9 protein-coding genes and 3 pseudogenes are annotated in these 12,652 nt (G+C 58.8%); 7 read left to right on the plus strand and 5 right to left on the minus strand.

The features are described from left to right. Positions 1–183: 183 nt before the first annotated feature. The 5 genes and pseudogenes from BRA1253DRAFT_RS33785 to BRA1253DRAFT_RS33800 form a co-directional block, all read left to right on the plus strand. Positions 184–1,047: pseudogene (locus BRA1253DRAFT_RS33785) on the plus strand (transposase); the annotation flags it as partial. Between the two features lie 1,044 nt (positions 1,048–2,091). After that, positions 2,092–2,439 carry a response regulator gene (locus BRA1253DRAFT_RS33790; RefSeq protein WP_311985811.1) on the plus strand — a complete coding sequence of 116 codons (348 nt, stop codon included), beginning with the start codon at positions 2,092–2,094 and terminating at the stop codon, positions 2,437–2,439. Between the two features lie 175 nt (positions 2,440–2,614). Then, positions 2,615–2,785 (plus strand): hypothetical protein, encoded by a 171-nt coding sequence (locus BRA1253DRAFT_RS44750; protein WP_198288278.1) that lies wholly within the window; start codon positions 2,615–2,617, stop codon positions 2,783–2,785. Between the two features lie 604 nt (positions 2,786–3,389). Then, a complete protein-coding gene (locus BRA1253DRAFT_RS33795) occupies positions 3,390–3,917 on the plus strand; it encodes a hypothetical protein (protein WP_007601733.1) in 528 nt (175 codons plus the stop codon). A gap of 160 nt (positions 3,918–4,077) precedes the next feature. Beyond that, positions 4,078–5,610 (plus strand): OpgC family protein, encoded by a 1,533-nt coding sequence (locus BRA1253DRAFT_RS33800; RefSeq protein WP_007601735.1) that lies wholly within the window; start codon positions 4,078–4,080, stop codon positions 5,608–5,610. A gap of 208 nt (positions 5,611–5,818) precedes the next feature. On the opposite strand, the gene BRA1253DRAFT_RS33805 is transcribed toward BRA1253DRAFT_RS33800, so the two are convergent. The 4 genes from BRA1253DRAFT_RS33805 to BRA1253DRAFT_RS33820 all read right to left on the minus strand — a co-directional run bounded on the left by BRA1253DRAFT_RS33805 (position 5,819) and on the right by BRA1253DRAFT_RS33820 (position 9,647). Beyond that, a complete protein-coding gene (locus tag BRA1253DRAFT_RS33805; protein WP_083869996.1) occupies positions 5,819–6,643 on the minus strand; it encodes an ABC transporter substrate-binding protein in 825 nt (274 codons plus the stop codon). A 471-nt stretch (positions 6,644–7,114) separates the two neighbouring features. Then, on the minus strand, positions 7,115–8,164 hold the full coding sequence (locus BRA1253DRAFT_RS33810) for an HD-GYP domain-containing protein (protein WP_007601737.1): 1,050 nt from the start codon (positions 8,162–8,164) through the stop codon (positions 7,115–7,117). An 86-nt stretch (positions 8,165–8,250) separates the two neighbouring features. After that, a complete protein-coding gene (locus BRA1253DRAFT_RS33815) occupies positions 8,251–8,574 on the minus strand; it encodes a PilZ domain-containing protein (protein WP_007601739.1) in 324 nt (107 codons plus the stop codon). After that, positions 8,571–9,647, minus strand: a complete 1,077-nt coding sequence (locus BRA1253DRAFT_RS33820; RefSeq protein ID WP_007601741.1) for a DUF2336 domain-containing protein — start codon at positions 9,645–9,647, stop codon at positions 8,571–8,573. The genes BRA1253DRAFT_RS33815 and BRA1253DRAFT_RS33820 overlap by 4 nt, the downstream gene beginning before the upstream one ends. An 809-nt stretch (positions 9,648–10,456) precedes the next feature. On the opposite strand from BRA1253DRAFT_RS33820, the gene BRA1253DRAFT_RS33825 reads away from it, so the two are divergent. Next, on the plus strand, positions 10,457–11,029 hold the full coding sequence (locus BRA1253DRAFT_RS33825) for an IS110 family transposase (RefSeq protein WP_007601743.1): 573 nt from the start codon (positions 10,457–10,459) through the stop codon (positions 11,027–11,029). A gap of 88 nt (positions 11,030–11,117) precedes the next feature. Here the strand turns inward: BRA1253DRAFT_RS33825 and BRA1253DRAFT_RS45655 are convergent. Beyond that, positions 11,118–11,305 (minus strand): annotated as a pseudogene (locus BRA1253DRAFT_RS45655) (hypothetical protein); the annotation flags it as partial. Between the two features lie 799 nt (positions 11,306–12,104). On the opposite strand from BRA1253DRAFT_RS45655, the pseudogene BRA1253DRAFT_RS42295 reads away from it, so the two are divergent. Further along, positions 12,105–12,613, plus strand: a pseudogene (locus BRA1253DRAFT_RS42295) (DDE-type integrase/transposase/recombinase); the annotation flags it as partial. Positions 12,614–12,652: the final 39 nt, after the last annotated feature.

Raw genomic sequence — 12,652 nt, forward strand, 5'->3', positions numbered from 1 at the left:
TCTTTCATCATGACTGCCCTCGCACTGGGTTGGGGATCCTCGTCCGCGCTCAGCCTGACGTCGGAGGAGATCATCGCTAAGCTTCGCGCCGCCGGCTATTCGCACATCCAGGAACTACCAGCCGGAAAGATAAAGACCTACAAGGCCGTCAAGGAAGGCACCGCGCGCTGGCACAGGGATCGCGATCCAGCCAAGTCTAGACGCGCGGTGAAGGAGTATCTGGCGACCCTCAACGATACGGCGTGGGGCGCCGCCAGCGATGTCGTCCCGAAGTTTATTTCGCCATCCGATCCGGCAGCGCAATGGACCGGGGCTCACAAGGGGGCGGCATTCTTCGCGTACTCCGATAACTATCTGATCGACGTGAAGTTCGGTGTCATCGTTGACGTCGAGGCCTCCCGCGCCATTCGCCAGGCCGAGGTCCGCGCAGCAAAGACCATCGTCGAACGGACCGAGGAGCGCTTCGGTCTCAAGCCAGAACGGCTTATCGGAGATACCGCATACGGGGCTGCTCCGATGCTGAACTGGCTGGTCGAGGAGAAGGGCATCGGGCCGCATATCCCTGTGTTCGATAAGTCGAAGCGGGATGACGGTACCTTCTCGCCGAGCGACTTTCGATATGACCCGGCCGGCGACGTCTATCACTGCCCGGGTGGTAAGCGGCTTGGGACAAGCGGTACCGTGCATGAAGGCAAGACGCTGCTGTATCGAGCAAGCAAGCTCGACTGCGATGTATGCCCGCTTAAATCGCAGTGCTGTCCAAAAGAACCGTCGCGCAAGATCCCGCGCGACATCCATGAATACGCCCGAGACGTTGCCCGGTCGATTGCCGACACCGAAGACTTTGAGAAGTCACGACGTGAGCGCAAGAAGGTCGAGATGCGGTTCGCACATTTGAAGCGCATCCTGAAGCTCGGTAGGCTTCGACTGCGGGGACCAAAAGGCGCTCAGGACGAGTTTGTTCTTGCTGCCATCGCCCAGAACCTGCGGCGGCTCGCGTCGCTGGGCGCTCGTCCACCACCCGCTCGGGCTCTGTGCATTGCGTAGCGTTCGAGTTGCGTAGAGAGCGTCAGGGCCGGCGGATCAAAGCCGGTCGTCCTTAGAGAAATGGCCGAACGATCCATCGCTAACGGCCGACTTCTGCAACAAAATCGGCCAATACCGGAAGTAGCCAACCTGTTCGATCACCCAGTCGACGCGGACGCTGAACGTCGGTGGAAATTCGAGCGATGCCGCTCCGGGCATCAATCTTCCGCACGCTAGGTGACTACCTATCCAAATGCCGCGATTGCAAGCACAACGGCGGCGACGAGGATCGGACCTGCATCGGAGAAAAAGGGAATCATGTGGCTGACCTACGCACTGCCCGATGATCACGAACCTAGAAATATCGCCACGGACAAGCACGCGCAATCTGTGCGCTAGGAACTTTGTTCAATCTCATGATCGTTCTAACATTTGCACTGACGCAGACAGGACAGAAGAACCAAGACTCACTTGCGATTACCCTCGGACCCGGACTGGGATTGTAACCGCACATCGTTCGATGACATTGAAAACCGTCACAAGCATCATAACCCATGAATGCAATTTCAGGGGCGGGATAACCTGAACAATACACTTTCGTTCCAGTCCAGCATTTGCCACCGTTCCCTTTTGAATCACTCTTCACGTATGTCATTCCCAGATCAGTGCAGTCTGCTGGCGACCCATAGCAAAATGGGGCTGTCCCGATCCACATCCCTGACTCCGCAAATGCATCTCTGCTTACCAAGATAGCGGTTAGTGCGAAGACTATCCTGAATAGGATCATAGAAGCCTCCCTACCTGTAACAGATGTGGAGGGGGCACCAGGTGGATACCCTGAGACCCACCGCAGAAGATATTTGAGCAACCAGAGACGCCTGTAAAGAAAAGATCCGCATGTCGCACGACTTACCAGTGGTCAGTCGCACTGCGCGTCGCAAGGCCCAGTGATGACATCAGCGCCCGCAGACTTTCCGTGATCCAGATCAAGGGATTGGCCTACCCCTTGGGGGCCATATACGCCTAGGCAGGCTGGACATGGCTATGATGGCGCAGCGGACAGTTGTGGTCGTGATCGACGACGATGCGAGCCTTCTGAAGAGCGTGGCGCGGCTGTTGGCGTGCCACGGCATTGAGAGCCGGACGTTCGCCTCGGCCGAGGCGTTGCTTGAGAGCGACAGCGTGCAGACGGCAACCTGCTTGCTGCTTGACATTCACCTCGGGGGAATTTCGGGGATCGCGCTGCAGCGCCGGCTTGCGGCATCGGGATCGAAGTGGCCGGTCATCTTCATGACCGCGAGCGACGACGAGGCCACGCGCAATGAGGCGATGGACGCCGGATGCATCGCCTATTTGCGCAAGCCGTTCGCACAGGATGACTTGCTGAATGCCCTATCGAAAGCTCAGGCTTAGCAGGCGCAGCCAGAACAAGAACGTTCAGGGGCGCTACGTCGGTTTGGGGTCCAGAGGGGCGGTCCAACCTTGCGCTCTGCCGGGTCCGGTCTAACCCTGACACCCGACTTATCCACGGGCGGCGGGATGATATGATTATCTGCGGCTAAACGTCCGATGCGCAACGGAGTGTTCGATGGCGAAGGAGATCAAACAACTGCGGAAGCAAGCTGAAAAGGCCGCGCGCGCTGCAAAGGCAGTCGCAGATGCTGAGGTATCTCAGGAACTACAAGCCTTAGCACGCGCCTTCAAAAGCCAAGCCGACGTTCTGAAGTCAAAAAGGCGAGCAGGCAAGAAGAGACGGTGAACTTGATCCTTGAAGAACAGCTGTAGAATACTTGGCGATTGGTTGCGCAAGCAGGCTTCAGAGCGGCAGGTCCGATCCGCAACTAACAGATTGGACCACTTGGCCTTGGGGCCAACAGCGGCCATATCGCACCTGCTCACCTTCACCGGCGGCCTCTGGAAATTTCCAACTACTGCTGAGAATTTTCTCCCGCGCGGCCGGTAACGCGACGAGCCCCGCAAGCCGTTCGATCAGGCACGGTATGCTCATCGTTGAGAATCGCGCCGCAATGTTTTCTACTGTGATATTGTGCGCAATCCACGAGAGTTTCGTCGATACGGTGGGCCGGCGGAATTTTCACACCACCTCGACCGGCAGTCATTAATCATTAGGTCTTGGAACGGAAACGGAGTAGCGTCCTCGTAGCAGTCAAGCGGATTGCTTGCCTGACAGACTGCCAAAACGGCGACGCGCCGAACTCTCCGCCTCCATCTAAATGGCAGCCCAGTGCCGTCGGTAGGCAAAACTTTTTCAAAATTGCTGTTCCAAACACGTGAATGCACCCACGCGTGCGGACTGCTGACCGCGTCGCGCGCCGTAGACTACCTGTTAAGGGAGGAACAACATGAAAATTAGCAATGTAGTTCCCAGCGCATTATCTGTGGCAAAGCATACTTATGTCGCGGCGACCATATGGGTAGCTCCTTCTGCTCTCATCAAATCGGCGCATCTGTTTGAAAGGATTGGACTCGCTACGGTTGGAGGCTCGTGCGGCCTGTACGTGGCCGCAGCATTGATGCGCCTGGAAAACGAACTGTTTGGAAGCGGCTGGTTCATCTTGTTGATGATGCTCTACGGAGCTTTCAGCTTCTATATCGGCATCGATCTGCCTGGCCGTCCTGTTCAGGGAGCGACTTCGAGACTCCCGGAAGAGCGGAACCGTGGCACCGATGCGGCTCAGATCTTCAGTGCGGCAGGTACATTCGTTGCGGCGATTGCGGCGTTTCTGTCTGTCAGCATGATTGTCGTTGATCAGGTCGTTTCTGAAGGTTCGATCGTTCTGATCGCAGTCTGTTGGACGATTGGTTCTTCGCTTCAAATTGTGGCCGGCTCCATCGCTCGCAACGGCGTGCTCGAAGATGGTGGCGAGTAACTCCCGCTGCAATTGCTACTAACGCCGCTGGTCTCTTTTTGAGCGCGCGACAGCGAGACGGACAAGACGGAGCAAATAAAGAAAGACATTAGAATCAATAGTCAGCGTGGTGCCTATTCTCCTGGCAGCGGCGTGCCGTAACCAATGGGCGAGAATGACGATGACAGTCCGATCGCGACGTGAAACAGTGGTTTTCAAGCGTCCATTCCGGATCGCGAGTATCGAGCGGCTGTTACCGGCGGGCTCGTATGAAGTCATTACCGACGAAGAGTTGATGGAAGGCTCGTCAATGCCGCTCTATCGGTGCGTCGCTACCAGGATGATGCTGCCTGCCCCGCCACGTAGCTCTGTCGTCGAGATGGTAGCGATCAGTTCGACCGATCTATCCGCGGCTCGCGCGATGATGTGCGGGCGTCCCGAAAGTGATGTGCCTGTTGACATCGGCAAACATCGCGACATGCCCTCGCCAGACTTCCGCCGGATGCTGGCGGAGATCGAAAGCAAGGCGTTACGCGGTCAGCAGCCACTACTTGAATCCGAGCTGCCAGCGAATCCTGCGCAGTCATTGGCGGGCGCCCTCCCAGTGCTGAAAGGGTCTGGTCGGGACCTCCGCATCGATGCGTGCCGTGGTATCGCGCTATGGTGCATCTTTCTTGACCATGTCCCCAACAACATCGGAAGCTGGCTGACGCTGCGGAATTATGGTTTTAGTGATACCGCGGAAGTGTTCATGTTCCTCTCGGGTGTGACCTGCACGCTGGCTTACGGCAAGGCAAGTCGGTGCGATGGTTGGGCGAGTGTGGTCAGCCGTACGCTGTGGCGAAGCTGGGACATTTATGCGGCATTTCTGCTGCTCACTCTCGCTTGCGCCATCTTGGTTTACCTCGCCGGTGGCGGCACGATTGCCGACGAAAGCAACACGCGCATTCTGCTGGAGCAGCCGGGCGCGGCGCTCGCGCATGCAGCGATCCTGCAATACCGCCCAGTCAACTCCGATGTCTTGCCGCTCTTCGTGATTTATCATCTTCTATTCGCCCCGCTGCTGTGGCTGATGCTGCGAATGCCGAATGTAATGCTTGGCGCGTCACTGTTGCTTTATGCGCTAGTGCACGTCTTCGGTTGGTCCGTCCCGGCATGGCCCAATGACGTCTGGTTCTTCAATCCGCTGGCTTGGCAGTTGCTGGTTGTTCTTGGTGCCTGGTGTGTCATGGAGGGCAAGACGTTCTGGCCGTGGGTGACCTCGCGCACGGCGCTTGCAATTGCCATTCTCTATTTGGTTTTTGGCCTGACGATCGCATTCAGTTGGAGCATTAGACCCCTGGTCCCACAGATGCTGGCGGAGCTGGCTTACCTGCTGGACAAATCGAATCTCTCGCCCTTGCGGCTGCTGCATTTTGTTGCTCTCGCGATTCTGGTTGCGTGGGTCGTGCCTCGCGATTGGCGTTGGCTTACGACTCCGGTGATGCGTGGGGCGATCCGCTGTGGCGAGAACTCCCTGGCAATCTATTGCCTCGGCGTCCTGCTGGCGCTTGCCGGCCGCATAGTACTGATAGATATCTCGGATAGGCTTGCCATGCAGATCACACTGAGTCTCGCTGGCATCTTGGTCATGATTGCGGCCGCAACGTTCCTGAACTCGATCAGGATCAAACCGGCGGCAAGCACGATCGGCGGGAAGACCATGATCTCCTGAGAATGGTAATGGAAAAACGCGGTAACCTGATGAGAAATCGCCGCCGCTTACGACGTAGCGGATGGATGGCAGTTCGCTTGGAAGGGCGGGAGTCCGCCTTGGGTCAAGATGCGAAGAACTCAAGCTGAGCGAATCCCGTCCGCCGTGCCTCAATAAGCGGACCTCATCGAGGCGCGCCGCTAGTTCGGTGAAGGGCCAACAAGCGACGTCATTCGACAACTTGATCGGCGCGGACGAGCAGCATCGCGGGCAGTGCGAGCCCGAGCGCCTTCGCAGTCTTGAGATTGATACTCAGCTCGAATTTGGTCGGTCGGTAGAAGGGGATATCTCCGGGACTGCTGCCTTTAAGAACCTTGTCGACGAGGCTGGCGAGGCGCCGAAAGGTCTCTGGTAGGTCAATCGAATAAGCCATCAGTCCACCGAGTCGCACGTACTCGCCGTAAGCGTACATTGTGGGAATGCGGCCCGCCGCGGCTAGTTCAACAATAGCCGCGCCACTGGCGAGATGCTCGGCCTCATCTGACACCATGAGCGCATCTGCTCGTTCCATCGAACTGAAGATCCGCTGGTACTCTGTCTGGTAGAAGCCGCTGTCCAGCAGGGCGGCCTTCAGCGAAACACCCGCTCGTTGGGCTGCCTCGCGCGCTGCCGCACCTCTCATGTCTTCCCAGTACGATCGCGACACAAGGTAACCGAGAGTGGACAGTCCCGGCATCGCCTCGACCAGTAGCTCGATCCGCTTTCCAATGAGTTCCAATTCCGTCCCGATGGTGACGCCTGTGATGTTGCCGCCCGGCCGCGCGATGCTGGCCACAAGTCCCAAGGCAACCGGGTCGTTGACTATTGTCACAATCGGAATTGTCGTCGTCGCCATTTTAAAATCCAGCGATAGACGCGCGGCCACCGCTAAAATCAAGTCGGGATGTGTGTTGATCACATCCCGAACCAATTCGGAATAGCGTTCCGGTCGACCTTCTCCCGAGTAGCGATCAACCACGAGGTTTTGGCCCTCGACGTAGCCAAGGCGGCTCAGCTCCTCGAAAAAGGCACGGTATTGCGGCGGCTCAGGCCCATTTCGTTGACTTTGAGAGCCGGGCTAACGAAGGCGATCCGCTTTAGTCTCGCCGGTTGCCGCGCTCGCGCCGCGAGTGGCCACGTCGCCGCCGTGCAAGCGAAAAGCGTAATGAACTCGCGCCGTCGCATGTGCCCCCTCACGGGAAAACCTGACCGACCACGCAAAGCCTAGCACTTTACGACGGGACAGGAGCGAGAAAAGGTGGAAATCGAACCTCGGCACTCGCGGACCTATTTCAGCTCAGGGACAAAAAGCGACGGTCGAGGCACGCGCGGCTCGACGTCCGGATTACCGGCAAGAGTGGACGTTGCATTCACTTAAACGCCGTTCGGCTTAGCGGCCAGAAGCCGAAGTGCATGGAAATGAGACCGCCTCCGATCACGCCTTGAGTGGAGACGTGGAATATTCCTGCACAGGTTCGAGCAGAATTCATCTGGTAAGCGCGACATCCTTGAAAGAGGCGACTAGCGCCCTGTCCAGCTTTCCCCTCATACCGCAGATAATCTCGTACGCTGCCGCGCGCGGCATTGTCACCTTGTACGGCCGGTGTTCGATCAGCGCCGCAAAGATATCCGAAATGGTGAGAATGCGAACGATGTCGGTGATGCTCTTCGCGCGGAGGCGGTCAGGATAGCCGCTGCCATCGAGATACTCGTGATGGTGCCGCACCGCATCGAGGACTTCCGGTGAGATGTCCCCGTGCCCCTTCAGCACATCGTAACCCGTCGCCGGGTGAGTTTCGACGAACGCTCGCTCGTCGTCGTCGAGGCGTCCTGGCTTGTCCAGGATCGCCAAGGGCACCCTCGCTTTGCCTATGTCGTGGAACATGGCAGCGGTGGAGAGCCGTTCAAGGTCACTTTTACGAAAACCGAGACTGAGGCCGAAATCGACCGCGACGCCGGTCACGAGCAGGCAGTGCTGGAACGTTCCCTCGTGATGGCGCCGCACCGTGGCCAGCCATTCTGATAGCCCATGCTCGGAAATCCGGTTGGTGATCTTGCGGCCGGCATCTTTGGGACCAGCGACGTCGACCCGCTCCCCGAGGGTGATCGAAGTGAACATCGACGCAATCGCGGTTGCTGCGGCCTCAACCGCATTGTCAGACTTCGAGATGCCGCTCGTCGACCCAGTTCCGTGGGCGGCTGGATCGACCAAAGCGGCCAGGAGCTTGGCTGCCTCGATCTTGCCAGGCAACACCAACGTTGCGCCGAGCGCATAAGCTTGCGAGATGCAAAAGTGGGAGGTTTGCTCGACAAGGAAGATGCGCTTCTTTGCTATGGCGAACCGCGCAGCTCTTTTTTTCAGCGCGGCAATGTTTTCGACCGCCCGCAGGTCGGCACGAACGACGACCGCAGCAGCAGCGTGCGGAAGCTTTGCTTCTACATCGAGCCGCTCGCCGGCAACGGTGAACTGCCCTCCAAAAAGCGAGCAGAGTCCGAAGAGCTTCTCGGAAGTGTCGGCCAATACGTGCACGAGCATGACTGGTGCCTTCGTTCGTCGGGTGCCGGGCTGAATGGCCTTCGGTGGTCCAAGGTCATTGGCTCACTTCGACGAGACTGCTCGGCTCAAGTTGGTTTGTGCGCGCCTCTGTCGGTCGCTGTCGTTTGGGTCTTCTTGCCGTTTGCTTGGATAAAGTGGACGCCAGCCGTGGTTCCGTCGATCCAGACCAGCTCGCAGCGTCGATAGGCCAGTCCCGTCGACGACAGCAGCATGAAGAACTCCTTGGCCGAGAGAACATCGAGCGACCCTTCGACTTCGATCTTGGCGCCGGTGTTCGAGATATCGAGCAAGACGCAGCTTCGCCGCCAAGTGCCGTCGGAGCCCATCAAGTTCACGGGCTGTCTGTTGTCCATGCGCACCCGAGGCGCCTTGCGACCGTCGAATTTCATTGGTTTCCTGCCGGTCTTGCAGTGCGACCGTGGGCGCCCGCGGAGATTTCTCCCCAACGAACGGACCATTGGCTGGTCGAGAGATGAAGCGTTTCGAACAGCTCCTGAGCTCGTGCGCGCTCGCCTAGTGAAAGCCCCGCGCCGCGAGTGTTGAGGACGGCCAGCGTGGTCTGCCAATTCAAGCGCGATGCCCGGCACGCCATAACTGGGCCTTCGTAACCGGAGTCTGCCATAACCTGCTCGATGGCCTCAATCGGTGCTGCCGACAGCACCGACAACGCCGTGAACAGGTTGGCTGTCTCACGCCGGATCGCGAACCGATTGACAGTCGAGTCGCTCAGCTTTCCGCTCCGATTGAGCGATATGATCTCCGGCCTCGCAGCGGCGTACTCAGTGTCGTAAGGTCGCTTCGCTGTCGCTAATACTTGCGAGGACGCGTCTGCGTTGGAAGCCTTAATCGCCGGCCGTGGCGATGCCGACAGCAGCTCCCGAACCACCATGTCCGGGGTGTCTGGCCTCAGCGTCAGCGCTTTCGTGATCTCGTCGTCCTCCACAGCCCTACGGACCAAGTTGGCATAGGCCGCGCCTGAGAATTCAGCGCCCGGATTGCCGATGACGGCCAGACAAGTCTTGCTGTTGCCGCGCTGCAATATTGCCTCAGTCACGGGGCTTTCGATCCTGCGCCGGCCAGCAATGGCGCGAAGGTGATCCTCGCTGCCGGACGTCGCGATCGCCACCAGATCAGCCGGCGATAGAGCGGGAGATTTTAGAAGGATCGGGACTGCGATCGCCGGATCGCCGCACGAGGCGAGACGTCGCAGGGTGTTCATCGGAGCAGTACCCAGCTCGGCAAGCGTCGTGCTGAGCTCGGCGAGAGTCGCCGGCGCGATCCGCCGGGCTAAGCGAATTAGAACGTCGTCAAGCAGGCCGACCTGCGGCTCTTGCAATCGGTGATTACCCTCAACGAGCAGCTCGGTGGTGCGCCAGAGCATGCGCGCACAACGTTCGGATGAGCTCCTCGCGATGGTGGCATCCAACTCAGTAATGAGATCGGCCGCAGAAACTGCCCTCATTGGCTGGCCCCAAAATTCATTTTAATATCGTCACGTCAAATCAAACGTATTACGCGCTGAAGTTGTTAAGATTCCTTATATGCCAAACCGTGACATACGGGAGGCTATTATAATTCAACTGAACGGCGCTCCGTGGCGTATTAAAGTACCTGCTGTCCGATGCTGCGGCCGGCGCGTGGACGACTGCCCAACCTGTAACGCAGTCCTTAGGGTGATAGCTGGCACAACTTGCGTGATGGCGGTCCAGCTTTGGACAGCCGCTAAAGTTCGGCATTATGGCCTTAGGGCGAAGAAAGGCTAATGCGGGCGAGCGGTAGCGTCGTTCAGGGACATTGCGGCTGACTCGGCCAAGCAGACGCGCTCATCGCCAGTCGCGAACGTCCGCTACGGGGTCCACAAGCCGACATGCCTCGCATTCAGACGTTAGTCCGCTCTTCGGCAAAGGCCGACAAACCTCCGCCTGTGCATGCGAGACGCTGTCTTGCGACGGAGATCGTAGATTTCATCCGTAGCAATCCGGCTGAGCCGCAAAAGAACGAATGCCATCAAGGCGATTCGGAGGATGGAGTATCCTCGACGAAGTGCATGCTGTTGGGAGGGCCTCCAACACGGCGGCGACTCGCGCCGCGGATCGACCCGCGACAAGGAAGTACGCGCGGTGGCTGTCATTCGGCTTGCAATATTGCCCCCTTAAGCCGGGGGATCGGCGTCCAAAATTGGACGCCGATGAGGGGTCAAATTTGCAAACGATGACGTAACCTCCGTTATCGTTGAGCCCTCGCAATCAAATGATTCGAAGGAGCTCACCCATGAAGCAGTACGTCGGGCTGGACGTCTCACAGAGAGAAACCGCTGTGTGCGTTGTCAACGAGACTGGTCAAGTAATCTTCGAAGGGAAAGCCAAGTCTAATCCTGGTGCCTTGACTGACCTGCTTAACAAACATGCGCCTCATGCCGAGCGTATCGGCTTCGAGACCGGTGCGATGGCGAGTTGGCTATGGCATGAACTCCGCAGGGTTGAGCTTCCGGTGGTCTGCATCGACGCTCGGCATGCGCACGCAGCTCGCTTCCGATCGGCTTCGACGGTCGGCGCCTACCTCGGCCTTACGCCGAGGCGCAGCCAATCCGGCGAAACCGACACCAACGGAAAGATATCTCGATGGGGCGACCGGCTTCTCCGAACTTACTTGTTCGAGGCCGCCACTGTCCTTCTTTATCGAACCAAAAAGTGGTGTTCCCTAAAGGCCTGGGGCATAAAGCTCGCTAAGCGGATCGGCATGAAGAAGGCAAAGGTCGCCATCGCCCGAAAGATCGCCGTGATTCTCCACTGCATCTGGGTCGATGGCACGTCGTTCGACTGGGGCCAGCCGAAGCCAATCTGATATTTGCTCGCAAGTTCCTGGTCCGGTCCGCCGGACTGGCGATGTCCCACCAATGATCTATCCTCTCGGGGCATGAACCCAAGCGGCAGCCGGCGTTCAGGGCGTCGCCAAGGGTTGGGGAGGGCTGCGCCGGCCCCTGGAAGCCGAACATACGGTCCATGCCTGACAAGCGAGGCCGTCCGCGTCCTTGCGGGCATCTCGGGCTCGTTCGGCCAGGATACGCACCGTAGCCCCGAACAGATACTCTCGCGAATTCGTGCCCCATCGCGGATTGATTCTCCAAATGCCAACCTTGAGGTAAAGTGCTTCGGATGCGACACCCATCAGACCGTCGCGCTCGACATTGTCCGGCGGTCGAAGACCCAGATCCACGAGCTGGAGCGCTCCATGCGCCGTACGCGGCTTACTCCGGGGGTTGCAGACCAGGCGAGGTCACCCAATCGCTCAGATGCGCGCTCGTCGCAGCTAAGCGCGCCTTCCTGAGAAGCTGCTCGCGCTCAGCACCAGCGGGGAGCCGGGCAGCTTGTTCTTTGAGCTGGGTGGCGTGCTCGTCCCAAGCGTTCTTCAAGAGACCGGTTGTGCTTCACTCTGCGGCGTCGCTGAGACATGGAGCCATTCCTTGTGCCATGAACGCGAATCCAAAACCGAACAAGGTAAGTTCAGTTCCGGCCCCGGAACGAAGAAGTCCGACAACGAGGGGCGCTTCGTCTAGCGGCAGGCGCGCTGCCGATGTGCGACCCGACTTCAATTGCTCCGGGCTGCTGGTCGCCGCCATGTAATATCGATGACCGGGGCAAAGACGGCCCCGGCCGTGGGGGCTTTTGGGGATCGTGGGCCGGGGCCGCTGGAGGTGCTTGGACCTTGGGAGGCCAAGCGTTCGGAGCCTAGGAAAATTCGGCAATCAGATCTGTTCGCTTTCGCACATTGGCTATACGGTTTCCTTCGGGAGCGGAGTAGCTGCAATGAAAGACATGCAGGCTCAGTTCAAAGCTCCGCAAGGATGCGACAGAGTGCGCGCTGATCCGAGACCTGGCGACCGATCCCAAGAAGCGAGAACTATTCACCCGCCTGGCGGATCTCCGGCATCACCTATGTCGCGACCTGGACCGGCTTCGTCTACGTCGCCTTTGTGATCGACGCGTATGCCCGCAGGATCCTCAGCTGGCGGGCCTCCCGCACGGCGCACGCAGGCTTCGTAGCTTGATGAGCTGGAGCAGGCCCTGCACGATCGCCGGTCCATCGCGGCGGCCTCGTGCATCATAGCGTAGGGGCAGCCAATCCGCCCAATACGTCTCTATCAAATACACCGAACGCCTGGCTGAAGCTGGCGTCGAGCCTTCTGTCGGCAGCGTCGGAGATTCCTATGACAACGCTCTCGCCGAAACCATCAACGGCCTCTACAAGGCCGAGGTGATCCATCGGCGCAGACCATGGCGCAGCTTCCAGCCCGTCGAGTTCGCGACGCTGGAATGGGTGGACTGGTTCAACAACCGACGGCTCCTGGAGCCCATCGGCAACATCCCGCCAGCCGAAGCCGAGCAACGCTACTACGCCATGCTGGAACAACCGGCCATGGCGGCATAACTTAAACCAAACAGCCTCCGGCAAACCCGGGGCGGTTCA

Source organism: Bradyrhizobium sp. WSM1253, from assembly GCF_000244935.1.
Lineage (GTDB): Bacteria > Pseudomonadota > Alphaproteobacteria > Rhizobiales > Xanthobacteraceae > Bradyrhizobium > Bradyrhizobium canariense.

Coding starts and splice junctions, on each gene's coding strand:
- BRA1253DRAFT_RS33795 (WP_007601733.1), top strand. CDS start 3,390: ATGAAAATTAGCAATGTAGTTCCCAGCGCATTATCTGTGGCAAAGCAT.
- BRA1253DRAFT_RS33800 (WP_007601735.1), top strand. CDS start 4,078: ATGACAGTCCGATCGCGACGTGAAACAGTGGTTTTCAAGCGTCCATTC.
- BRA1253DRAFT_RS33820 (WP_007601741.1), bottom strand. CDS start 9,647: ATGAGGGCAGTTTCTGCGGCCGATCTCATTACTGAGTTGGATGCCACC.
- BRA1253DRAFT_RS33810 (WP_007601737.1), bottom strand. CDS start 8,164: ATGCTCGTGCACGTATTGGCCGACACTTCCGAGAAGCTCTTCGGACTC.
- BRA1253DRAFT_RS33825 (WP_007601743.1), top strand. CDS start 10,457: ATGAAGCAGTACGTCGGGCTGGACGTCTCACAGAGAGAAACCGCTGTG.
- BRA1253DRAFT_RS44750 (WP_198288278.1), top strand. CDS start 2,615: ATGGCGAAGGAGATCAAACAACTGCGGAAGCAAGCTGAAAAGGCCGCG.
- BRA1253DRAFT_RS33815 (WP_007601739.1), bottom strand. CDS start 8,574: ATGAAATTCGACGGTCGCAAGGCGCCTCGGGTGCGCATGGACAACAGA.